Source organism: Gemmatimonas sp. (genome assembly GCF_027531815.1).
Lineage (GTDB): Bacteria > Gemmatimonadota > Gemmatimonadetes > Gemmatimonadales > Gemmatimonadaceae > Gemmatimonas.
On sequence record NZ_JAPZSK010000017.1, the window covers coordinates 222,363 to 244,398 of the forward strand.

The following is a 22,036-nucleotide window of genomic DNA, read 5'->3' on the forward strand; positions in this document are numbered from 1 at the left end:
CAATCGCGGGAGGAGCGTGCGCGCAATATCGGTCCGCGTGCTACGCGTAGCAAGCTGAGAGTTCTCGTGTGCCCGGACAGTGATGGACTTCCTGGGGCGCACCACGCAGGCTGCGTGCTCCACACTCACGACGTTGGCATTGAGCGACTGAATGGACGCCACCTTCTGCTCCCATCGTGTGGGCCGCTCACTGCCCACCCACCGCTTGCCGAACGACGGGGCGCGCAGTGCATGGGCAAACGTGGCCTGCGCCTGGGTGATGATCGCGTCGTGGTGGGCACGGAGGAGCTACCGGGCTCGCGGCGGCCAGCAGGGAGTCTGGCGGGACCGACCGAGGCAACCTGATGGGGCGTTCACCCGCGGAACGCGGATGACCCCGTCACGATTGCCCGTTCTCCCTACGACAGGTGAGGGGATTCCGCATGGCACCGCCGCGGCGAAGTGCGCATGCTGCGTGAGACTTCTACCCAGGAGTATCAGGCATGCGCGCCACTGAGACCGCTTCCCCGCCAAAGGCGCCGATGGAGTTCCTGGCGCCGCTCTCGCCGGTACAGCCACCCCACGGCCCGGTACTGATTGCCAGTGACGCCTCCGACGCCTCCGACGCCACGTTCCCGGTGGCGCGGCTGCTGGCGTCGCACACGGGTACATCCATCGAGGTGATGAGTGCCGTACCGCTCGCCTCCATTCCCATGTATGCGTTCGACGCGATGCCCACGCTGGGACTGACATCGGCCGAACTCATTGCCCAACGCACGGCGCAGGTCCGCGGGCAGTTGGCGCGACTGGTGCCGGACAGCGCCGAGCGCGCGGCGTGGCCCGTTACGGTACGCAGTGGCGAGCCCGTGAGGGAGATCGTCCAGCGGGCGCGGGAGCTCGACGCGCGCGTGCTCGTGGTGGGGCGTGGTCGCCACGGCATGCTCGAGCGTACCATGGGCGGCGAGTCGGTGCTGCGTCTGTTGCAGCTCGGGGAGACGCCGGTGCTGGCCGTGGAGCACGGCCTCGAGCGACTGCCCCGTCGCGTGGTGCTCGCGACCGACTTCAGCGCGTTCAGCGTCTACGCGGCGTACGTGGCCCTCCCGCTCTGCGCACCCGACGCCACGGTGGAGCTGGTGCATGTGGCCCCGAACCTGACGGAGCAGGCCCCGGGGCTGGGGGATTTCGCCAACGAGTACCGCACGCAGGTGCAGGCGAGCTTCCGTGCCCTCACCGAGCGGTTGGCGCAGCGGGAGATGACCTTCGAAACGACGCTGCTCGAGGGGAACGCGTCGGCGCGTCTCATCGAGCATCTGCAGCGCCACCCGGCCGACCTGGTCGTCACGGCAACGCATGGCTACGGCTTTCTGCGTCGGCTGATGCTGGGCAGCGTCGCCGCCGTGCTGGTGCGATCGGCCCCGTGCTCGGTGCTGTGCGTCCCGGCAACGGCGCGCACGCACGCGGCCGCGCGGGCGCAGACGCCCGTACCGTCCGACCTGTCCCGGGTGATTCCGCTGGACGCGCTCGACGCGCAACTGGCCGCGTTCACCGAGCGCCATCGTGGGCATGCCTGCACGGTCGCGGTGCATCGGCGGGATATCGGGACGCATGCCCTTGGCCATCACCTGGCGCTCGCGGGGATGAGCTACGAAGCCGCGGGGCGCATACTCACGATGTCATTCGGCCCGTCGGAGGAGCCCGGGAATCACCTCTCCCATCAGGTGCCGGGGTGCGAGCAGGTGGAGGTGGTGTCCGACGCCTCGGGCCGCGAGCGGCGGCTGTTGGTGAAGCACGTCGGGGGCGAGACGGAGCTGCAGCTCGAGCCGTGAGGGGGGCGGAGCCTCCATCAGCACCCCTCACATGCCTCGTGGCGCGGCCGGCGGCGTCGTGTGCGGACGGACCTTGGCGCCACCTGGAGTTGACCTGTTTATATGGTCAAGGTAAATTGACCAATCATGGCAACCATCCCCATTTCCGAAGCCAAAGCCAAGCTGGCCGCCCTGGTGCGCGAGGTTGCGGCGTCGGGGGAGGGGTATGTGATCAGCGTGAACGGGCACCCCATGGCCGAGCTGCGGCCGTTCGTGCCCGTACCAACGCCGGGGCGCTTCAAGGAGGTCATTCACTTCAGTGACGACGCCTTTGCGCCCATGTCCGACGAGGATGCCGACGCCGCAGGGCTCTGATGGCACCGGACAGGCCGCTCCTGCTTGATACCGTCGCGTTCATTTTCTGGCACGCCGATAGCCCACGCCTGTCGCAGTTGGCGCGTCGCCTCCTGTTGGAAGCGCCGCAGCGCCCGGTGTACGTGAGCGCCGCCAGCGCGTTCGAGATTGCCACCAAGGTGCGCCTGGGCAAGCTCACGGTACCGCCGGCCATGCTCAACGACTTCGCGTATCTCGTGGAAGCGGACGGCTTTCGACTGCTGGATGTCGATGCGGCATCGGCCGTACGCGCCGGGCAGCTGGCCGGTGCACATCGCGACCCCTTCGACCGCCTGATCGGCGCGCAGGCAGTTGCGCTGGGCGGCGTCGTGGTGACCAACGACGCCGCCTTTGCTACTCTCGGTGTGGAGGTGTGCTGGTAGAGCGTCGGCTTTACCGGGCCGACTGCGCCGCGCTCTTCGTGGGTCCGGGGCAGGTAGGCCAGGGGCGCGGGGTACCATCTTGCGCCGTCCCCTGGGGGATCAGATCACGCGGGAACGTCTGCGGATCTTCCGACGCCATGTACGCGAGCATCGCGATCAGGGTCGCGTTGTTGCGCAGGTCTTCGGGCACGATCTTGTCGTACGTGTCACGGTTCGTGTGCCACGTGGTGTTGCTGTAGTCCCAGCTGAGCGCCCCCGTACCAATGCCCGGCGCCTTGTGACAGACGAACGTCGTGTGATCGGTGCCGCCGGGGCCGCCGAACGGCGTGTTGCCGCCCAGACGTACCCACTGCGTGATCTCCGCCGGCATCTCGCTCATGTAGCGCGACAGGAACGCGCCCGCGTGCACGAACGGTCCGGGGCTGATCGACGAAATGCGTCCCGTGCCGTTGTCCTGGTTGAAGAGCATCTGCATGCCCGCGAGCACCTCCGGGTGCATCTCGGCGTACGCCTTCGAGCCGTTGAGTCCCTGCTCCTCCGAGTTCCAGAGGCCGATCACGATGGTGCGCTTGGGCTTCGGATACACGGTCGTGAGGATGCGCATGGCCTCGATCATGGTGAGCGAGCCGGTGGCGTTGTCGGTGGCACCCGAGCCGCCGGTGAACGAATCGAAGTGCCCCGACAGCACCACGTACTCGTTCGGCAGGGCGGTGCCCTTCAGCTCGGCAATCACATTGCCGACCGGGCGCTCCGGCCCCTTCTCGGCGTCGATCATGAGGCGGATTTTGGGCCCCTGATTGTTAGTCGCCAGGCGGTACAGCAGCCCCATGTCCTCGCATCCCACGTCGACGGTGGGCACTTCCTGGGAGGCCGAACCGAACACCTTGTTGATGCCCGGAAACTGCGAAAAGTTGGTCGTGAGGGCGCCAAGGACCCCGGCCTCCTTGAGCCTGGCCTGAATGGCCCGTGGCCCGCCGCCGGCCAAGACCCGCTGACTGTACGAGGCGCTCAGCGCGTTCTGCTCGAGGCGCAGCCGGTCGCGCGACGCCACGGTGCCGAACTCCGCCCACTGCGACGGCATGCGGCAGGAGAGCTGCGGTGCGTTGAGGAGCACGAACTTACCGCGCGCAGACGGCACCCACGCGGCGAACTGTTCCGGCGTGGTGACCTGCTCCGGGATCACGATCACATCGCCCTCCACCCACTTGCCCTTCGTGCCGGGCGTCCAGCCCATGGCGGTGACTTCGAGTCCTCGCACGCGCGGGAAGCGCAGTTCGGCAAAAGCGGCGCCGTTCTTCCAGCTGTTCCAGGTGCCGTAGTTCTCGATGCGGGCCTGGAGGCCCCACTTCGTGAAGGTGTTCACCATGTACGCCTGCGCGCGGTCGGCGTCGGTGGACCCCGTGAGGCGCGGCCCGATGGAGTCGAGCAGGACCTGCGCGATCTTCATGACCTCGGAGCGCTGCATCCCCTCCTCGAAGATCTGCTGAATCATCGAATTGGTGGGCGGCGTGGCGCGCACGTAGGGCGCATTCGCCCGATCCACCGGCAGCGCCTGCGGGTTGGTGGGGGGCAGCGTGGGACCCTGTGGTGCCCCGCCACGGCCGCCCTGGGCGAGCGCCGTGGTGGCATAGGCGGCCGTGGTGAGCGCGCCGATGAGCAGCGACTGTCGAAGCATGGGACCGTATGGCAAAGGCGGGGAGGGAATGGTACCGGCTCGGAGTTTACGCCCGCGCGTGGCGATACGCTGATGCCGCGGCGCCACGATAACGGCCAGGCCGCCGGTCACGGACCGGACTCACTTCGCGCGCGAGCCCGTCACGGGGGCCGTCGGCATGTCCATCTCCACCCCTTCGATCACCCGCTTCACGGAGCCGGTCAGTTGCGTGCCGTTCACCTGCAGGGTCCACGTGCCGATGGACCGCTGCTTCCGCTCTTCGCCATTCATGTTGAGCGTGGCCTCGGAGATCTGGGTGAACACTGCCCCTGACGCCGTGGCGCGTCCCCCGATCGTGACCGGCGGCCGAGTGATTGGCTGATTGTCACTGCGGCTGGTTGCCGTGAGCGTGGCCAGCAGCGAGTCGCCGGAGACTTCGACCTTCATGGTCCCCTTGGCGGTGATGGCGGTGGCTTCGCCGTTGATGATCTGTCGTCCCATTTCCCACTCCACGTTCCAGGTGCCCACAATGGGCGCCGGCTGCGCCGCGAGCGAAGCGGCGGTGGCGGGAATGGCAGCGGCAACAGCCAGAATGGTGGTGAGGAGCAGGCGCATGGCGAGGGATCGGTGGAGGAGGGAAAGGATCAACGATACACCGTTGGTCACGGGGCCAGGGACGAAGGGTTGCCCGTGGGGCTTTCGAACCCGTCGAGGGGAAGTGGACTCCGCAGGACGCCCTCACCACTATTCCTCCGTTCGCGCCACTCGTCCCCTCACTCATGTCGCCCAATGCCCGCTCGCTGGAATGACGTATTTGACCGCAATCTCACGGACGCCATCCGTGAGTTCGGTCGCTGGCAGGATGGTACGCTGATCATGGAGGAAGATGGGGTGCTGCTCGTGTCGGGTGGCACGGAGTTCCCCATCGGCTTTTCCAACTGTGTGGCACGCACCGATCCGGATACCGATCCGGCGCTGGTGATCGAGCGCGCCGAGGAGTTTTTCCGGCCGCTCGGGCGCGGGTTCACGGTCTGGGTGCGCGATCATGTCGATGCGGACATCGCCGCCTATCTGCAGGAGCGTGGCGTGCGTTCGAGCAGCCAGTCCCCGTGGATGTTCCTCACGCGGCGTTCACTTGATACCGCGGTACCCGAGGGGGTGGAGGTGCGCATCACCGCCGCGGCGCCGGATCTGCCCGTCATTCAGTCCATCGTGGCCGATGCGTTCGGGGCCACAGGGATGCCCCGCGAGGAAGCGGACAGCCTGTTTGCCCACCCGCGGCGCGTGTTTTCGCCGGTGACGCGATTTGCGCTGGCCACCGTGGACGGTGAACCCGCGGCCACGGCCATGGTGCTGCTGACGGGCGGCATGGGCGGCATCTACTGGGTGGGCACGCGGCCGCGCTTCGCCCGGCGCGGGCTTGGCACCCTGTGCACCGTGGCGGTGGCCAACGCGGCTTTCGAGCTGGGCAAGCCCATGGTGGGACTGCACTCCACCCCCATGGGGCAGGCGGTGTACGAGCGCATGGGATTCGAGCGCTCGCCCTCCGGCCACCGGTGGTACGTGCTGGCGTGATGCCGGCTGGCCCGTCGCCCGTGCTTGAGGCGCGCCCGCATCGGGGTGACGAGGTCCGTGCTGGCGCCGGTGGATTCGCTCGGTCGCCGAGACACTGCCGCCGGTTGCGCGGGTTCGCTGAGCGCGCATGTCCCATGGTTCGCGGCACTCCGCCCCGGGCCAGCGCTCGCCGCTCGCCTTCGAGCCGCTCCACCTCTCCTGCTCGGACTGTCTCGGCACCGAGTTGTGGGGCGCTGCGTCCCACGGGCGTCTTGCGCGTGGGGACGGTCACACACTAGGCGCTGATCATCACCTGACTGGTCAGCGACCGCATTCCCACGGGGCGAGAGACAGGGGTGAGACGGGACGGTCGTCCCGCGGCTGTGTGGTCCGTACGAGGTGCGGACCGCTCCCTTTCCTACACGCCGGAGACGATCCCCATGCCGACCTTCCTGTTCCGCGTGACCGCTGCCCTGCTGATGCTCGGGGCGCCGCTCACGCACCACGCACAATCCCGCACGCCGGTCGCCGTGCTGCCGGTGACCACCACCGTGCAACGCCACAACGATGCGTACGCGGCGCGTGCTCTCGAGGGCCTCCTGACCGCGTCGCTGGGCAAGCTCGGCCGGATTTCGGTGCTCGACCGGTCGCAAACCGATCTCGTGACCACTGAACGCGAAACGCAGAAGAGTGTGGACTTCATTGACAGTCGAACGCTTGCCGCGCAGGGGCAGTCGCTGGGCGCGCTCTATGTGCTTACGGCCAACGTGGACAAGGTGGCGCTCACGGAGACCCGGCTGGACTCCGGGAAAGATCACCAGGGTACGATGACCGTTTCCATCCGCCTCATCGACGTGGCGACGCAGGAAGTGCGCAGCTCCGCCGTGATCAACTCCGACGCCGGGTCAGGCGGCAAGAAGGGGCTGGGCGGCATGCTCCGTTCCGTCCTCACCGTGCACGATACCCCCGACGACGCGCTGACGGCGATGGTGGCCAACTTGCGACCAGGCCTCGAGGAGTTCTTCAAGACCGCATTTCCCGTTCGGTTCACCATTGCGCAGGTGGAGCGCCTGAGTGCCGACTCCACGCACGGGACCTTTCTGATCGACGGGGGCAAGAATGTGGGCGCGCGTCCGCGTATGGTACTCGCCGTGCTCGAACAGAGCGATGTGAAGATCGGTGCGCGGGTCGTGCGCCGCGAACGGGAGATCGGCACCCTGGAGATCGTGAGCCTCGACGGTGAGGAACTGTCAATTGGCACCATGAAGACCGGGGCGCGCGACGTCGCCACGCTGGTGGCGGCCGGCAAGACCGTCATCGCCGTGCCACGCTGATGCGACGCCCTCGGACAGCGGCGCATCCTGTGCTCGTGTTGAGCGGGGGCGTCGGCCTCGCATATGTCGCGGCGTGTTCCCGACCCGTGGTCTCCACCCCTCCCATGCCGGATCCGGCGACGTGCACGACGGCCGACATTGCGGTCCAGGTGACCGATGTCGAACGAGATGGCGTGACCTCTTTCGCGCTCGCGGGCGAGCAGTGCGCACTCACGCGTACCGAGGCCATGACGGCGCTGCTCGATCGGCTGCTCTTCGTGGGGGTTCCGCAAAGCACGCAGACGCTGCCAATGCTGGAGCAGCCCGATGTCATGCGACAACGCCCCACCGCCGTACTGCAGCAGCTTCGCATGAGTGGTGGCAGCGACTTCCTCTCGTCAGCCGACTCGCGGGGCGTTGGCCGCTACGCCATCCGCTATGACGTCACCGGTCTTCGCCGATGGCTGGAGCGTCAGGGGCTGGCCCGGCGATTCGGCCTGCCATGAGCACGCGCATCCTGTCAGGTCTCCGGGCACTCTTCCCCCGCAGGCCACGTGTGTGCCTCCTCGGCTCGTGTGCCACCACGATGGCGCTCTCGCTGATTGGCACGGCGGTGCCACGGTTGCACGCGCAGGGGGCCGCGACCGTCGGTGCGGCCGCACGGCCAGCAGCCGTGCAGCCTCGCATCATGGTGATCCCGCGCGTGAAGGAGGGCGAAGACCTGCGCACCATGCTCGACGCCGACGTGTTCACCCGCATCGGGATTGCCAAAGTGAAGGAAGCATTCGACCGGCGTGGCTTCAGCACCGTGGACTTCGTGGCGCGCCTCAAGGCGGCGGACGAGAACGGACTCTTCACCGAAGGAAGCCAGACCGGCGTGCGCGACCAGCTGATCCAGATGAGTGGTGCCGATATCTACGTGGAGGTGGAGCTGCGCACCACGACGTCGCCGCAAGGGAACGGGTGCACCGTGATCCTTGGTGCCTACGAAGCATCGACAGGCACTTCGCTCGCCAACAAGGTGGGCAGCTCCGGACGATTCTATGGCGCCAGCGAGGAGCAACTGGTCCAACGGGCGGTGGAGGGGAGTGCCGACGACCTGCTCGGTACCATGCAGGCCAAATTCACGGCGATGCTCGACGAAGGGCGGGCGATCCTGGTGGACATCAGCCTGCGTCAGGGCGCGCGCTCGTCCTTCAGCGCGCTGCCGAAAGGCCAGGAAATCACGCTCGGCGAGCTGCTTGAGCAATGGATGACCGACCATGCCTTCCGCAACGCCGCCCACCTGCAGGGCACGACCGCGATGCGCATGGTCTTCGACGACGTACGCCTACCGCTGCGCGACGACCGCACCGGACGATCGTACGCCACGAGCCAATTCGGCTCCCAGCTCGCGACGTATCTGCGAACGCTCGGCTATGCCGTCACGCGCGATGTGAAGGGTGCCACGCTCTATCTCGTGATTACGGGACCATGAGCCACTTCCTTTCTGTTCGTTACCGTTGTCTGCTCGCCGCCGGCATGGGGTTGCTGGTCAATTACACCGCCGAGGCGCGGGCGCAGTCCGCGTCTCCCGCTCCGCTGCCGATCGCCGTGATGCTGCGACCGATCGAGGGCGACGAACACACCGCTGGTACGCTCGCTTGGCTGGGTGATGCCATTACTGGAGCGATATCAGATGCCGGCATGGCCGCGATCTCGCGATCGCCGCTGGCGCTCACCGTACGGGTGAGCAGTCGGAGCGCCGGGCAGTCCGATGCCGGGATGCGTCGGGTGGTACGGAGTGAGGTGTCGCTGCTGTTCACCGTGCACCTCGCCTCTGCGAACGGCATGGCGGGAAGTGTCCGGCTCACCCGCTTCGGAACCGGGCGCGACGCCGGCTCCGCCTCGGCAAGTGCGGTACAGTCACTCACGAGTGAGCCCGAGCTCATCGCTTCGGCCATGCTGCAGCTGGCCCGCGACGCCGAACGCACTATTGAACGCTCGTGCAGCGAACTCCTCGCCTCGGCGACGGAGCGTCAGCAGGCGCGGGACTTCGACGAGGCCATCGCGTTGCTCATGTCGGTGCCCGCAGCGGCGCCCACCTGTCGCGCGCGTGCGCAGGCGAGCGCCATGGCGGTCTACCAGGCGCGCAGTGCCTGGCAGTGCGGCCGTGCACTCCAGGAAGCCACCACCCTGCACGCAGCCGGCCGTTTCGATGAGACGCTGCAGGCGCTGCGGTACGTGGACCCGCTGAGCCCCTGCATGCCGCGTATTCGCGCGCTCATCGAGACCATTCGTACGGAGGCAGTGGCACGCGATGCGCGCGCCGCCGCCGCCCGGGCCGCGGCCCTGCAGCGTGAGTGGGCGTATCGCAATGCGCTGCTCCAAGCCACGACGAGCCTCGAGCGACAGCGGCTGATCGTGCTCGGAGACATCGCAGCGGCGCTGCTCGCGCCCGCGCGCCGCTGATGACGGTCCCCCGTCGATTTCGCACCCTAATACACCACCACCTCGATGCCGAAGAGCGCCTGTCGCGCGGGACAGTGCATGACGGAGGCGGAGGCCACGCGGCATTCGGGGCGGTTTTGACGGTGCTTCATGGGATAGGCCGTCATGACCGCAGCCGTGCCGCGGTGATTCGCCTGCCGGATCACCGCGTCGGGGAGGTGCGCGAGGTCGTTGCCGTCGTGCCAGAGTGGCCGGTTCATCGTCCAGTTGGTTGCCGATAGGGCATAGCCACCCGATGGCTCGGCCGCGACGGTGAACAGGATCCAGTGATGCCCGGGCCTGCTAGGGGCCTTGAGCGTCACCGGCAGGTCCACCACGTCCCAGCGCACGGGGGTGGTAAGCGGCAGTAGTTCGCGCCCTTCCTCATCGGCCTTCCCCCACGTGGGTGTTACGGATGCCCACACGGAGGCGGCCGCATGCGACGACGAGTATTGCATCTGCACGACCCCGTTGAGCAGGCTGTCGGCCGGCACACGCAGGAGCGCATCGGGACCACGTACCGTCTGACGTATCCCACCGACGGTGAAGCGACCTTCGACGAGGTGAATGCCGTCATCGCCGGGAGCGGGACCGCCGCCGGTATTCACGCGCACCTCGGCATCCACGGGGCGATAGCCCGGGCTCTCGAATCGCAACCGGATGACCGAATCGCTGCTCGCCAGTCGCAGCCCACCGAAGCGGGCGAGCCCACGCTCTGCCGTCACCCGATCACCGGCGAGGATGGTCACGTCGGAATCGAGCGGTCGCACCTGGACGACGCGCGCGCCGGTGTCGGCGGTGCGACCGTTCCCGACGCGCACCACGATGGAGGGCACCAGCCGCAGGGCACGGGTTCCGAAGAGCGGCGCCCCATGCGCCACGAGGGCGGCCTGCGACAGGTTCAGCGATGGCTTTCGGGCCGAGGCCCAGGCGAACGTGGCCGCCGCCACGGAGGTGACGAGCGAAAGGCCGAACCACAGGCGTGCGAAGGCGCCGGGCTGGCGCTGATGCCACCGAACACGCTGCACGATTGTCTGCTGACGTTCAGGGGAGACCGCAGCACCCACGATGTCCGTGAGCAGCTGCGTCGCCGGACGCCGATCACCGCGCGCACGCGCCTGTGCCACCACCTGAACGAACAGGTTGCCCGCCTCGTCGTCGGCGCCGGCGGCGCAGAAGTGGCGCACGGCCATCGGCAGATGCTCCGGGGCGCGGGTGCGCACCAGCGCCTCGGTGAGCTGACGATGCGCCGCCGCCACGTCGGCTGTCGCGCTGTCGGCGAGCAGCGACTCCACCACCACATCGTGTACCGGTTGCCAGCGTGCGTGCTCGCGGCGCACGAACCCTTTGGCTTCGAGGGTACGCAAGGTGGCGGCATCCTCGGGGCGCGCCACCACGATGTTGGCGGAAAGCGGCATCCCCGCGACCGCCAGAACGAGCAAGAGGGCACGTTCGTCCGCTGTGCACGCGCGCAGCCGACGGGTAAGCGGCGCCGACGCCGCGACCAGCTGCGTGGCCGCGCGCCAGTCCCGCGAGCTCCATTGGCCGTCGCACAGGGCGAGCAGACCCGCATCGATTGCCAGCGTGAGTCGCTCCACGACTTCGAGGGGAATGCCCTCGCAGGCGTTCACCAGCGCCCCTACGAACTGTTCGCTGTCTGCCGTGTTCGGCCACGTGCCGGACGCCTCCAGCGTGTCGAGCGTGGCGTCATGGGTGAGCGGTGGGAGATCAATCCGCTGCAGCGCGGGGTGTTCGACCACGAGCGGCCGTTCCGGGCGCATGGCGCCGACCACGAGCAACGGCAGCCCCGACATGCGCGCCAGCACCATGGTGACCAGCTGCCGTGAGGCACTGTCCAGCCAGTGCAGGTCGTCGAGCAGGAGCAGCAATGGCTGTTGTTCTGCGACCGCCTGCAGCAGGTCGAGTACGGCGAGCGCGCGGCGCCGCACGAGTTCCCCTGCCTCGGGTGAGCCCGACACACCGGCGAATCGACTCGCCAGCCCCGGATCGAGCGCCACCAACTCACGTGCGCTGTCGGCGCTGATGCCAGCCGCACCGCGCAGGCCGCAAAGCCCGCGGGCCAGGAGTGCGGCGAAGGCGAACGGGACATCGAGTTCGCCGGCATTCGCGCGCACGCTGAGCACCTGCGGACGCTTGCCACTGCACCGGTCGGCGATCGCGCGCAGCAGTCGGCTCTTTCCCACGCCGGCGACACCCTGGAGGATCACCAGTTCAGTGTCACCACGACGGGCCCGGGCCCAGGCCGACATGGTGGTCGCAAACGCGTCATCGCGCCCCACCAGCTCCAGCGTGAACGGCGTCGGGCGCTGCTCCGAAGGCTCCGGGTCAGCACTGCGCGCCCGGCCAATGCTCGCCTGCATCGCGGGCGACAGCGGCAGATCCAGTCGCGCCGCCAGTGCCGCGAGACTGTCGGCCTCGCGACGGGCCCCCACGCGATCACCAAGGTCGAGGTGCACCTCCACCGCCAGCCGTCGGGCGTCGAGCGAGTCAGGCGCACGCGTCAACAGCGCGGCAAGCGTCGTGCGGCGGTCGGCCGGCTTGAGGCGCGGCGGCTCGCGGCGCAGGACGGTCTCGACCAGACGTACCAGCGCGTCCTCGAGGCGCCCCCGCTCGGCCGCGGCCCACGCTTCGAACTCGTCGCCGCCAGGCAAGGCGAGGTCGGCGAGGAAGGGTCCGTGATACAACGACAGCGCTGCCGTGACGTCTTCACGCGCCACCGCGTGGAGGAACTGTTCGCGATCGAGCTGCAGCGCCGGGCCCACACCTGTCACGGCATCGTCGCGCGTGCTGAGCGTTTCCCCGAGCACCCGCCGCAGGCGCCACAGTGCCTGCCGCACGTTGTGCCGACTGCGTTCCGGCACTGCGTCGGCCCAAAGCAGGGCGCAGAGCGTGTCCCGGGAGTGGGCCCGGCGACGCTCGGCAGCGCAGTACGCCAGCAGCGCGAGTGGCTTTCCGCGCTGCAGGACCGCCGGCGTCTCGGGGAGGGTAAGGTCGAGCAGCTCCAGACGCCCGAGCGTGTGCAACATGAAGACCGCACCGGGGTCGGTCACGGTTGGCGCGGGATCGTGCGGCTGGACGACGGGACTGCGTGTCATGGACTCCGCGAGACGGGAGAATGAAACCGAGTGAGAACGACGAGACGTTGGCAAGACGGCGTCTCGCCAGCGTCTCGAGCTCGCGTATCTGCGGGAGCAGGGTGGTAGCGGTGACTTTGCACTGCGGTATGTTTGACGCAATGACACCGGCGATCTGGCAGGATCCCAAACGGTACCTCTGGGCCATCGCGCTCACCATGCCACTTCTGCCGTGGCTGGCGTTGGGGCTCCATGCGGCGAGCGGTGCCGGCCTCTGGCTCTGGCTTGGCCCCATCGTCACGCTGGGTGTGGTCCCGCTGCTCGATGTCATCACGGGCGTCGACCGTGCCAACCCACCCGCGGAGCTGACCGCCGCGCTGGAGGCCGATCGGTACTACCGGTGGGTCACGTATCTCTTTCTGCCGCTGCAGTACGCCGGGTTCGTGGCCGCCTTTTACGTCATCGCCCGCGGTGACCTCTCCGTCGCGGAGTGCATCGGCCTCTCCGCCACGGTGGGCTTCATTGGCGGACTCGGGATCAACACCGCGCACGAACTCGGACACAAGAAGGAGAGTGTCGAGCGCTGGCTGTCCAAGATCGCGCTCGCGCAAAGCTGGTACGGCCATTTCTACATCGAACACAATCGCGGCCACCACGTGCGCGTCGCGACGCCGGACGACCCGGCCAGCAGCCGACTGGGCGAATCGTTCTATCGGTTCTGGCCACGCACCGTGGTGGGTTCGCTGCGCAGCGCGTGGCAGCTCGAAGCGCGACGGTACGCGCGCATTGGCCAGCACCCGTTTCGGCCGGGAAACAATGTGCTGAACGCGTGGCTGTTGTCCGCCGTGCTCTGGACGGTCATGGTGCTCTGGCTGGGCGTCGAGATCCTGCCGTATCTCGTGCTGCAGGGCGTGATTGGCTTCACGCTGCTCGAAGCGGTCAACTACCTCGAGCACTATGGGCTGCTGCGCCAGCGCGTGGGCGCACCGGGACGCGAGCGCTACGAGCATGTGGCGCCGCGTCACTCGTGGAACTCCAACCACCTCACCACCAACGTGCTGCTGTATCACCTGCAGCGGCACAGCGACCACCATGCGCATCCCACGCGGCGGTATCAGGCGCTGCGTGATCACGCGGAAGCGCCGGTGCTTCCCACGGGCTACGCCGGCATGATTCTGCTGGCGCTGGTTCCGCCGCTGTGGTATCGCGTTGTAAATCCGCGGGTGCTCGCGCATTACGGCGGTGACGTGCGCCTCGCCAACGTGGCGCCACACGCGCAGGCGCGACTGCTGGCGCGCTACCCGGCACCTTCCCATTCGACAGCCATACACAGCAGTAGCGGGCCGCAGCACGATGGAAACACGGCGCCCGCTACGTTTGCAGCCGACGCGTACAGCTGCCCGGGGTGCGGATATACCTATGCGCCCCGGCGCGGCGCCCCGCGCGAAGGGTACCCGGCCGGTACGCCGTGGGCCGACCTTCCCGGGGACTGGCCCTGTCCGGATTGCGGGGTGCGTGAGAAGACCGACTTCGTACCGGTGTCGGTGGCGATATGACGCGCGATTGCTAACCCGCGGCGGCGCTACCGCGGCAACGCATACGCCACAATCTCCGACGCCTGCCCGCCCGCGGTCGTCGCAAAAACCACGTACTGCCGCCCGTCGTGCAGGTACGTCATCGGAATGCCCGTCTGCGTGCCGCTCGGAATATCGAGTCGCGTAATGCGCGCCCCGGTGCGCTTGTCGAGCACCCATAAATTGCCGCTGCCGTTCGTGCCTTCGCCGGCGAAGAGCAGCGTGCGCGTCACCAGCAGTCCGGCGCGCGACGTGCGACCCGTGTTGGGAATGCTGGCCGGCGGCAGCTTGAGTCGCTCGGCGACATACGCCGGCGTATCGCCGTTGGGCACCATCCACGCATGGTTGCCCGTCGTCAGGTCGATCGCGGTGATGCGCCCCCAGGGCGGCTTCACGAACGGCACGCCGGGCGCGAGCTGACCGCCACGGCCGCCCGCGATATAGTTCATGTCCGAGACTTTGCCACCGGGCAGCAGGGCGAGGAACGACGGCGCCGTCACCGACGGCACATACAGGTAGCCCGTCTCGGGGTCGAGCGCGCCGCCTTCCCAGTTGGCGCCCCCTGTCGAGGCCGGGAGCGAGAGCGTGCCGCGCGTGCCGTCGGTGGCGCCCGCCAATGAGGGCGGGGTGTAGAGCGGCCCCCAGCGGTACTGGCGCGCGATTTCCCGCGCGCGCGCGCGAATCTCCGGCGTGAAGTCGAGCAGGTCGTCCTCGCTGAAGCCCTGTCGCTCGAAGGGCGCGGGCTTCGTGGGGAATGGCTGCGTGGGACTGTACCACTCGCCGGGTACGTCGCCCTTGGGCACGGCCCGCTCCTCGATGGGCCAGATGGGTGTACCGGTCACGCGATCGAGCACGAAGACGAAGCCCTGCTTGGTGAGCTGGGCCAGGATTCTTCGTGGCTTTCCCTCGACGGTGAGGTCGGCGAGGATGGGCGCGGTGGTGTTGTCCCAGTCCCAGATGTCGTGGTGGATGGTCTGGAAGTGCCACACGCGTTTGCCTGTACGCGCGTCGAGCGCCACGATGCTCGTGGAGAAGAGGTTGTTGCCCGGCCGGTGACCACCGTAGTAGTCGCCGGTTGCCGCTTCGGTGGGCAGATAGACGTAGCCAAGCTGCGCATCCCAGGAGATCTGCGCCCACGCGGCGCTGTTACCGGTGTAGGCCCACGACTTCTCGAGCCAGCTGTCGTTTCCGAACTCGCCGGGCTCCGGGATGGTGTGGAACGTCCACAGCAAACGCCCCGTGCGCGCATCGAAGCCGCGAATGTCGCCCGGCGTGTTCACCTTCGACGGCGGCTGCATGCCCACGTGCAGCGCCGCGCCCACCACCAGCACATTGCCGATCACAGCCGCCGGCGAACTCGCGCCAATCGAGCCGTCCACCGACACGCCTTCGCGAACGCGGAGATTCTGCTGCAGGTCCACGACGCCGTTGCGTCCGAAGCCGGGGATCGGCCGGCCGTTGTGTGCGTCGAGGGCGATGAGATGGTACCCGGGGGTGACCACGTAGAGGCGGTCGTCGCCCTTGCCGTCGGACCAGTACGACACACCGCGTCCCGAGTTCACGCGCGGCGCCTTGGCAAGCCGGTCACGCTCGTCGAAGCGATACATCCAGATGGTTTCGCCCGTGGCCGGATCGATGGCGACCACATTGCGGTGCATGCCGGCGGTGGCGTAGAGCCGCCCTTTCACGAAGATGGGCGTCGTCTGACTGGCGGCGGCCGGGTTGGGCCCCTGGTTCCGGGCGCTCCATCGCCACGCCACTTCGAGCGAAGCCGCGTTCGACGCGTCGATCTGACTCAGCGACGAGTATCGGGTGTGCCCCGCGTCGCCACCGTAAATGGGCCACTCGGCGCCGGCGCCGCGCTGTGCACGCGCGGTCGCCGGCGCGACCGCACTCGCGGCAGCGGAGAGCGCCAGCAGGGCGAGGGGAAAATGCCGTCCCATCAGAGGCTCCAAGGGAGAGAAGGTGATTCGGCGGTCGCGAGAACGTGCCGTGCCGTTGCCGTATCCGCTAGGGAATGCAGATTCCGCCGCATGGTGATCGTCGTGCTCCTCGTGGCGCTGCTCGTGGCGCCGATGGCCTCGCCCTCGACGCTGGCCGCGCAAGCGCATGAGCATGCTGCCAGCGCACCGGCCCCCGATGCGCGCCTCGAGCTCGTGCTGGGCGGTCCGCACCTGATCCTGTATCACACCGGCTATCTCGCGCTGGGCGAGTCGCAGGTGGCCGGGCTGCAGCGACTGCGGCGCGCGGTGTGCGAGGCGGAAGTCGTGTACGTGGAGCGCACCGCAACGGGGCGCGACCAGATGTCCGCGCTCCTCGCCGACTCCGTGCCGCTGCCGCGCGAATCAGCGGCGGCGCCCACCAGGTCGTCAGGGCTGCACGACGCGATGAATGCACTGGCCGCCGCGGAATCGTCGTGGCTCACGGCGCTGCTGCGCGCGCGGCGCGACGCGCTGGGGCTGCTGACCACGCCGCAGCGCGCCCAGCTGATGACGCTGCGCGATCACTGGGTGCGCGAATCGCTCGCGATGATCGAGGAGTCCACGCGCCCCGGTCAGCGCGGACACAAGGGCACGCAGCTGCCCATTCGCGTGCCTGGGATGGTGGTGGGCACCACCACGTTGCTCCCCTACTGCGAGTCGTTGCACGGGCCATCGATGCACATCAGCATGCCTGGCGTTCCGCCGCAGGTCAGCCGCTGAACGGCACTTGATCAGCCGCTGACCTTCACCCGCACGTAGCCGTTCGTCCAGCAGCACTGCTGCCCCGGCGCACTGTCGGTGATGCCGAAGTTGTCCACGCGTACCCGCAGCATGTACTCGCCGGGGGCACTGAAGCGCACCGCCGTCGTGGCCTCGCCGCCTCCGGGCGCCGTGGTGGCCGTGCGCGGCTCGAAGGATACATCGCCGGGCCCCTGGTGCTTGAACCAGAGCATGTTCAACGGGATCGGCTTCCGTTCGCCGCGATCCTCCATCCACACGCGGATCGTGAGCGGGGTGCCCATCGCGACCATGAGTGGCCCGGTGGTCACGCCCTCGCGGCCCGCGGACGCGGGGCCGTCGGCGGCGAAGCGCACCACCGGCATCATCGACCCGGCAGCCTGCGGTGTGTAGGAGAGCTTGTAGTACTCACTCGTCGCGCGGCCGGGTACGGTGTAGGTCACCCCGCCGTGTCGCAACGTCCATACGACGTCACCCTTGTGCCCCGTCGGCACCCGAATGGCGAACACCCCGCGTTCGCGCCGGCCGCCAAACGCGCCATAGCGCACGACTGGGAAATGGGTCGGCTGCAAACCATTGAACTGCGCCGGCTCGATGCGATTGTCCGGACCGATGGGAATATCCACCGCGCCGCTCGCGTTGCGATTCATGAATCCGTACGAGAGCGTGATGCTGCCATCGGGATTGGCGTACCACCCGTCGAAGTACGGCGCCACGCCGGCGCCGGAGGGTGCGCTCGGCCCGAGGGGGTATCGCGCGCCGGGCTGCGGTTGCGCCGAAAGCGGTACGACCGAAAGCGGCACGGCCACGCAACAGGCGACGGCGACGAGCGCGAACTTCACTTCTTGGCCCGCTGCGCGAGCAGCCGCTGATACGACGCCTCATCGAGTTGCGTCACCGCGATCCACGCGTGGCTCATTTCGTCGGTGGTGCGATCACCGATGCCTACCCATTGATCGGGATCGGGATTGGCGGGGTTCTTGTCGGTGTTGTCGTACCACGCGGTGTTGATGATCACGGAGCCCGCCGGCAGGAGCGGCGCTGCGTCTTCGGCGTACACGTGGCTGTGGTGCCATCCCGGGTTCCAGTTCGACACCATGCTCAGCGTTTCGCGTCGACCGTCGGGATACAGCACCTCGAGCCGTTTGGCGACCAGACGCAGATGCCCATGCGGCTGCCACGAATCGATGCGCACGGGCGTGTTGAACCGGTGCATGCCCTGCGTGACGAGGGTGCCGTGCGGCTCGATTTCGAAGTCACCCGAGCCGCTCTGCAGCGCATAGAGACCCAGCGTTTGCCGATGCCGCGTTTGCGGGGTGACCTCGGGCCCGTGGAACCAGATCCCGACCTCGAGCTGGTCGTCTGCGACAGCCTTCCCATTGGGGAAGTAGTGAATGTCGAAGAGCACGTTGGAGCCCGCCGGCGCGATGCGGCAGGCGTCGGCTGGTACGATTTCGCCGATCTTGCCGAGTGCGTATTCGGAGAGGCGTACGCTCCCCGGACCGCCGCCACCGACGGCATCCGGCTCCGTCGTGACGTTGCCCGGCACGAACGTGGAGTTGGCGTGGTGCGTGACGCTGCGTCCGGCGACCGTGGGCTTGGTTTCGATGGCCTTGATGCAGCGGTCGGTGGTGAGGCCGCTGGGCACGGCGGGGCGCCACCAGCGGTCCTGGCCCACGGCCGGCACGGAGTACTTGGCCGCCTTGATGACCAGGTCGGGCGGGCCGTACTGCGCGGCGAGCTGGTATTGCCCCGGTTCCGGTAGTTTGGGTGCGGGGGGCATATCGGCCGGGTCGCCTTCCGGCATGCCTTCGTCGACCCACCGAAGAATCGTCGCGATGTCGCGATCGGAGAGGCGCCAGTCGTGCTGGAGTTTCTGGATGCCGATGTGGGTGTCGTACTGATAGGGCGGCATCTCGCGCGCCTGCACGACCTGCTTGATGAGCGGGCCGTGGCGGCGGGCGTGTTCGTAGGTGAGGAGGGGCATGGGCCCGATCCCGCCCGGCGAGTGGCACACCTGGCAGTTCTTCTGCAGGACGGGGGCGACGTCGCGGGTGAAGCTGATGCGCGCCGAGTCGGCGGCGCGGCGTGGCGCCGAGTGCGTGCCGGGTTCGGAGCGTGCGGCCGGCGTGCCCGTTCGCGCCGCGGTGAGGATGAGGGCGGCGGCACACGAGAACGCGAGGGAACGACGCCAGCGTCGCGGAAGCGGCTTCCGTGGTGACGGACCGGTCGGCTCCATGAGGTTTCTCCGGGGACGGGTGGCGGATAGCATGGCGCGCGTGGGGCGGCGGGGCAAGGGAACCGGGGGCGGGCGCCGCTGGCGGCGGTAGGAACGGTGCGGTCCGCGTGGGGCTGATGGCGGTATAGTCGCGCGCAGGAATACAGAAGAGCGGCGCCTTCACTCGGGGAGTGGGGCGCCGCTCGTTCGATACCCGCATGCGTGTTGTCCCGCCGCGCCATTCGATGACTCGGCGTGGCGGTGCGTGCCTCTTGCGGGTCTCTCGGCGCGACTGAACGTTAGACTGCATTATCTGCAGCCTAACGCGGTGGCGTCGATGCCTTGGCCACTGGGGCAAGTCGTTGATGCATTGGGTGATATCCCATTGGCGTCGACGGTCGGTGCGCGGGATTAGACTGCGGAAATGCGCTGCATAATCCGTGGTCTGCAGTGATCGCCTGCAGCCTAATCAGCGTTAGGCCGCTAACCAGGGATTAAGCTGGCGGCTAGCGCAGGCTAGATGCGTTTCATTGCTGAGTCTGATGCAGTTGCAAACTGCCTAGAGGCGGCCACTAAGCTCACGGCAATCCACTCGAGCTGTTCACACTTCCCCTTCGCGCAATGATCCGACGATCTGGCTGTTTCTTGTTCATGCTGGCCTTGCACGCCTGCACTGGTACCGCCGAGCGATCCGATACGGGCAAGACGGCTCGCGATAGCGCCGGCGTGTCGATCGTAGAACACTCGGCCGCGTACATGGCGGCTCTCCCCGAGTGGACGCTCGACAGCACGCCGCTGCAAGAGCTGCGCGGCGACGCGACAGACACGCAGTTCGCGAGGATTCTCGACGCGGTGCAGCGTGCCGACGGCGGCTTCTACGTTGCCGATCAGCAGCAGCGGGACATCAAGGCCTTTGCGGCGAGCGGCGCGTTCGAGCGAGTGCTGAGCCGACCGGGCCGCGGTCCCGGCGAGGTAGGCTACGTCAGTCGACTACAAATGCTTGCGGGTGACTCACTGGCTTTTGTTGATGCCAACAATCGGCGCGTGTCGGTGTTCGGACCGAATGGGCATTTCGCGCGTCAGGTCCTCTTTCCGCGCTTCGAGGATGGCTCGTCGGTCCGCATCAATATGCAGCTGATGGACGGACGACTGCTTGGATCGCTACGCCAGCCGTGGGTGGAGGCGACGGAAAATCGCGATTCCGTGTATCGGACACCATTCGCAATCGTGGCGTATCGCGTCGTTCCTTCGACCGGCGCGGACACCGGAGTTCCACCCGCCGATGTCGATACGATCGCCGTGGTGCCCGATGGCGAAGCCTATCGCGCCAACAGCACCGAAGATGGGGAGACGCGGGCCGACGAGCATCCGCTGCGGTTCGGCCACAACACGATCGTCGCCTCCGATGGTCGTCGTACGTTTGTGGCGACCAATGAGACGGCGGAGATCGTGGAGTACGGCGCGAAGGGCATGGTGCGGCGTATCCGCAGCGCGCGGACACCACGCCCCGTCACCGACGAAGACCGGGTACGGTTGGAAAGTGAGGTGCTCGATGCCGTGGAGAAAAGTGGTCGCCCTGCGTCTGCCAAGGCCGACGTGCAACAGATGGTGAAAGGCTGGCGGTATGCGAAGTCGCATACGCTCGCTTCGCGCCTTCTGGTAGGTGCCGACGGTGGCCTGTGGGTAGAAGACGCGTGGGTCCTCGAGAACGACCCCCGTCAGTTCTTCGTGTACGACAGCACTGGCATAGCGCTCGCACGCGTCGTGCTACCACCGCGCATTCATGTCCTGCGGGTTAGCACGCGCGAGATCCTGGGGGTGTGGAGGGACTCGGACGACGTCCCGCATCTGAGGCGCTGGAGCATCTCCCGCCAGCCCTGATTGGCGTGACTGTGATACTGCATTGGCGAAGGCGACTCGCGGGCAGTGTCCCGGCGCAGTCGGCCTAACGGTGCTTGCTGCAGACGGGCGTTTTCGGAAGCTCGCTGCGCTCGCGATGATGTGATCGCCCGCTGCAGAAGCCAGGCGTTAGCCAGTGTGGCGGCATGAAGGGTAGGCGGTAAGGATTGGGACAGACGTTTCAACCATGGAGGCCGCAATGACCAAGACAGTGCTGTTGCTCGGGATCGTTGGCGCGCTCCGCAGCGTCGCGCCGTCGTTGTCTCACGAAGCTGTGGTGCGACCACCGCTCCTCGTCCGAGACACGACCTCGGCGGTCGCTCTTGAGGTGCGCCGACTCGATTCGCTCGCCACGGCCGAGTGTATCCAGCGCGTGGCGGAGCGCTCGGGCTTTCAAGCATGGCCGGAGGTCGAGCCGGTAGACGCGCGAGTCGTAGGGCGCCGATGGGTTCGCCAAGCAGACGGGACAGGGAGCATCGAGGCGCTGAAGACGATCCTGCGCGTCGGCCCTGACAGTGTCCATGTGTGGGCGCGGCTGTCACGCGCGCCCGAGGATCGTACGCTGAACGCCGGTGTTGGTACGGCGCGTCAGATTCTCACCGAATGTCCCCGCAAGCGTACTCGGTTGCCGGTGCCCCCGACCGGTGCTGAGGCGCGGTAGCCAATCTGGGCGATCCGCGCGGGCTGGTCTTGCGGTGCCGTCGTAGCGCGTCGGGTAGGTAAGGCCGAAGTGCCGGTAGCGCGACCACCAGCGAACGATGCGACCTTGGCAAACGATGCTTGCTGCAGGCGGGCAGCGCGGTAGCTCGCTGCGCTCGCATCTTGTTGAATCGCCCGCTACAGAAGCCCGCGTTATGCAGATCACTACCCGAACGACTCATGCGCATCTTTGGTCATGCCCTGCGCACACGGCGCATTCTGCAGGTTGGCTTGGTTGTCGCTGGCGCGGTCGCAGGCGCAGTCTTCGGCCTTGTCCTCAC

General features: G+C 67.7%; 18 protein-coding genes. 12 read left to right on the forward strand and 6 right to left on the reverse strand.

The window, feature by feature from the left end; all coding sequences use genetic code 11:
* Nucleotides 1-482: 482 nt before the first annotated feature.
* From O9271_RS17850 to O9271_RS17860, 3 genes are all read left to right on the forward strand, one after another.
* Nucleotides 483-1,805: a universal stress protein gene (locus O9271_RS17850; RefSeq protein ID WP_298272758.1), complete on the forward strand. Its 1,323-nt coding sequence runs from the start codon at nt 483-485 to the stop codon at nt 1,803-1,805.
* A gap of 126 nt (nt 1,806-1,931) precedes the next feature.
* A complete protein-coding gene (locus O9271_RS17855) occupies nt 1,932-2,159 on the forward strand; it encodes a type II toxin-antitoxin system Phd/YefM family antitoxin (protein WP_298272761.1) in 228 nt (75 codons plus the stop codon).
* Nucleotides 2,159-2,560 (forward strand): type II toxin-antitoxin system VapC family toxin, encoded by a 402-nt coding sequence (locus tag O9271_RS17860; protein WP_298272763.1) that lies wholly within the window; start codon nt 2,159-2,161, stop codon nt 2,558-2,560. The genes O9271_RS17855 and O9271_RS17860 overlap by 1 nt, the downstream gene beginning before the upstream one ends.
* A 10-nt stretch (nt 2,561-2,570) precedes the next feature.
* On the opposite strand, the gene O9271_RS17865 is transcribed toward O9271_RS17860, so the two are convergent.
* Nucleotides 2,571-4,235 (reverse strand): M20/M25/M40 family metallo-hydrolase, encoded by a 1,665-nt coding sequence (locus O9271_RS17865; protein ID WP_298272767.1) that lies wholly within the window; start codon nt 4,233-4,235, stop codon nt 2,571-2,573.
* Nucleotides 4,236-4,355: 120 nt separating this feature from the next.
* Nucleotides 4,356-4,829, reverse strand: coding sequence for a hypothetical protein (locus O9271_RS17870; RefSeq protein ID WP_298272769.1), 474 nt, complete (start codon nt 4,827-4,829; stop codon nt 4,356-4,358).
* A gap of 174 nt (nt 4,830-5,003) precedes the next feature.
* Here O9271_RS17870 and O9271_RS17875 point away from each other — a divergent pair, with 174 nt between their 5' ends.
* From O9271_RS17875 to O9271_RS17895, 5 genes are all read left to right on the forward strand, one after another.
* Nucleotides 5,004-5,789 carry a GNAT family N-acetyltransferase gene (locus O9271_RS17875; protein ID WP_298272771.1) on the forward strand — a complete coding sequence of 262 codons (786 nt, stop codon included), beginning with the start codon at nt 5,004-5,006 and terminating at the stop codon, nt 5,787-5,789.
* A 419-nt stretch (nt 5,790-6,208) separates the two neighbouring features.
* On the forward strand, nt 6,209-7,102 hold the full coding sequence (locus O9271_RS17880) for a hypothetical protein (protein WP_298272774.1): 894 nt from the start codon (nt 6,209-6,211) through the stop codon (nt 7,100-7,102).
* An 86-nt stretch (nt 7,103-7,188) separates the two neighbouring features.
* The gene (locus tag O9271_RS17885) at nt 7,189-7,587 is read left to right on the forward strand and encodes a hypothetical protein (RefSeq protein ID WP_298272776.1); all 399 of its coding nucleotides are present in this window, start codon (nt 7,189-7,191) and stop codon (nt 7,585-7,587) included.
* An 80-nt stretch (nt 7,588-7,667) separates the two neighbouring features.
* On the forward strand, nt 7,668-8,558 hold the full coding sequence (locus O9271_RS17890) for a DUF6175 family protein (RefSeq protein WP_298272779.1): 891 nt from the start codon (nt 7,668-7,670) through the stop codon (nt 8,556-8,558).
* Entirely contained in the window at nt 8,555-9,532 is a 978-nt protein-coding gene (locus tag O9271_RS17895) for a hypothetical protein (protein WP_298272781.1), read from the forward strand. The genes O9271_RS17890 and O9271_RS17895 overlap by 4 nt, the downstream gene beginning before the upstream one ends.
* Before the next feature lie 26 nt (nt 9,533-9,558).
* Here the strand turns inward: O9271_RS17895 and O9271_RS17900 are convergent, their stop codons facing one another.
* Nucleotides 9,559-12,666 carry an AAA family ATPase gene (locus O9271_RS17900; protein WP_298272785.1) on the reverse strand — a complete coding sequence of 1,036 codons (3,108 nt, stop codon included), beginning with the start codon at nt 12,664-12,666 and terminating at the stop codon, nt 9,559-9,561.
* Between the two features lie 140 nt (nt 12,667-12,806).
* Between O9271_RS17900 and O9271_RS17905 the strand changes: the two genes are divergently transcribed.
* The gene (locus tag O9271_RS17905) at nt 12,807-14,201 is read left to right on the forward strand and encodes a fatty acid desaturase (protein ID WP_298272788.1); all 1,395 of its coding nucleotides are present in this window, start codon (nt 12,807-12,809) and stop codon (nt 14,199-14,201) included.
* Between the two features lie 26 nt (nt 14,202-14,227).
* Here the strand turns inward: O9271_RS17905 and O9271_RS17910 are convergent, their stop codons facing one another.
* Nucleotides 14,228-16,162 carry a pyrroloquinoline quinone-dependent dehydrogenase gene (locus tag O9271_RS17910; RefSeq protein ID WP_298272792.1) on the reverse strand — a complete coding sequence of 645 codons (1,935 nt, stop codon included), beginning with the start codon at nt 16,160-16,162 and terminating at the stop codon, nt 14,228-14,230.
* Between the two features lie 90 nt (nt 16,163-16,252).
* Here O9271_RS17910 and O9271_RS17915 point away from each other — a divergent pair, with 90 nt between their 5' ends.
* Nucleotides 16,253-16,921, forward strand: a complete 669-nt coding sequence (locus tag O9271_RS17915) for a hypothetical protein (protein WP_298272794.1) — start codon at nt 16,253-16,255, stop codon at nt 16,919-16,921.
* Between the two features lie 11 nt (nt 16,922-16,932).
* On the opposite strand, the gene O9271_RS17920 is transcribed toward O9271_RS17915, so the two are convergent.
* Nucleotides 16,933-17,748: a hypothetical protein gene (locus O9271_RS17920; protein WP_298272796.1), complete on the reverse strand. Its 816-nt coding sequence runs from the start codon at nt 17,746-17,748 to the stop codon at nt 16,933-16,935.
* Between the two features lie 29 nt (nt 17,749-17,777).
* Nucleotides 17,778-19,178: a cytochrome c gene (locus tag O9271_RS17925; RefSeq protein WP_298272799.1), complete on the reverse strand. Its 1,401-nt coding sequence runs from the start codon at nt 19,176-19,178 to the stop codon at nt 17,778-17,780.
* Nucleotides 19,179-19,778: 600 nt separating this feature from the next.
* On the opposite strand from O9271_RS17925, the gene O9271_RS17930 reads away from it, so the two are divergent.
* Both O9271_RS17930 and O9271_RS17935 read left to right on the forward strand, forming a co-directional pair.
* A complete protein-coding gene (locus tag O9271_RS17930; protein WP_298272801.1) occupies nt 19,779-21,038 on the forward strand; it encodes a hypothetical protein in 1,260 nt (419 codons plus the stop codon).
* 217 nt (nt 21,039-21,255) lie between these two features.
* Nucleotides 21,256-21,717, forward strand: coding sequence for a hypothetical protein (locus O9271_RS17935; RefSeq protein WP_298272804.1), 462 nt, complete (start codon nt 21,256-21,258; stop codon nt 21,715-21,717).
* Nucleotides 21,718-22,036: the final 319 nt, after the last annotated feature.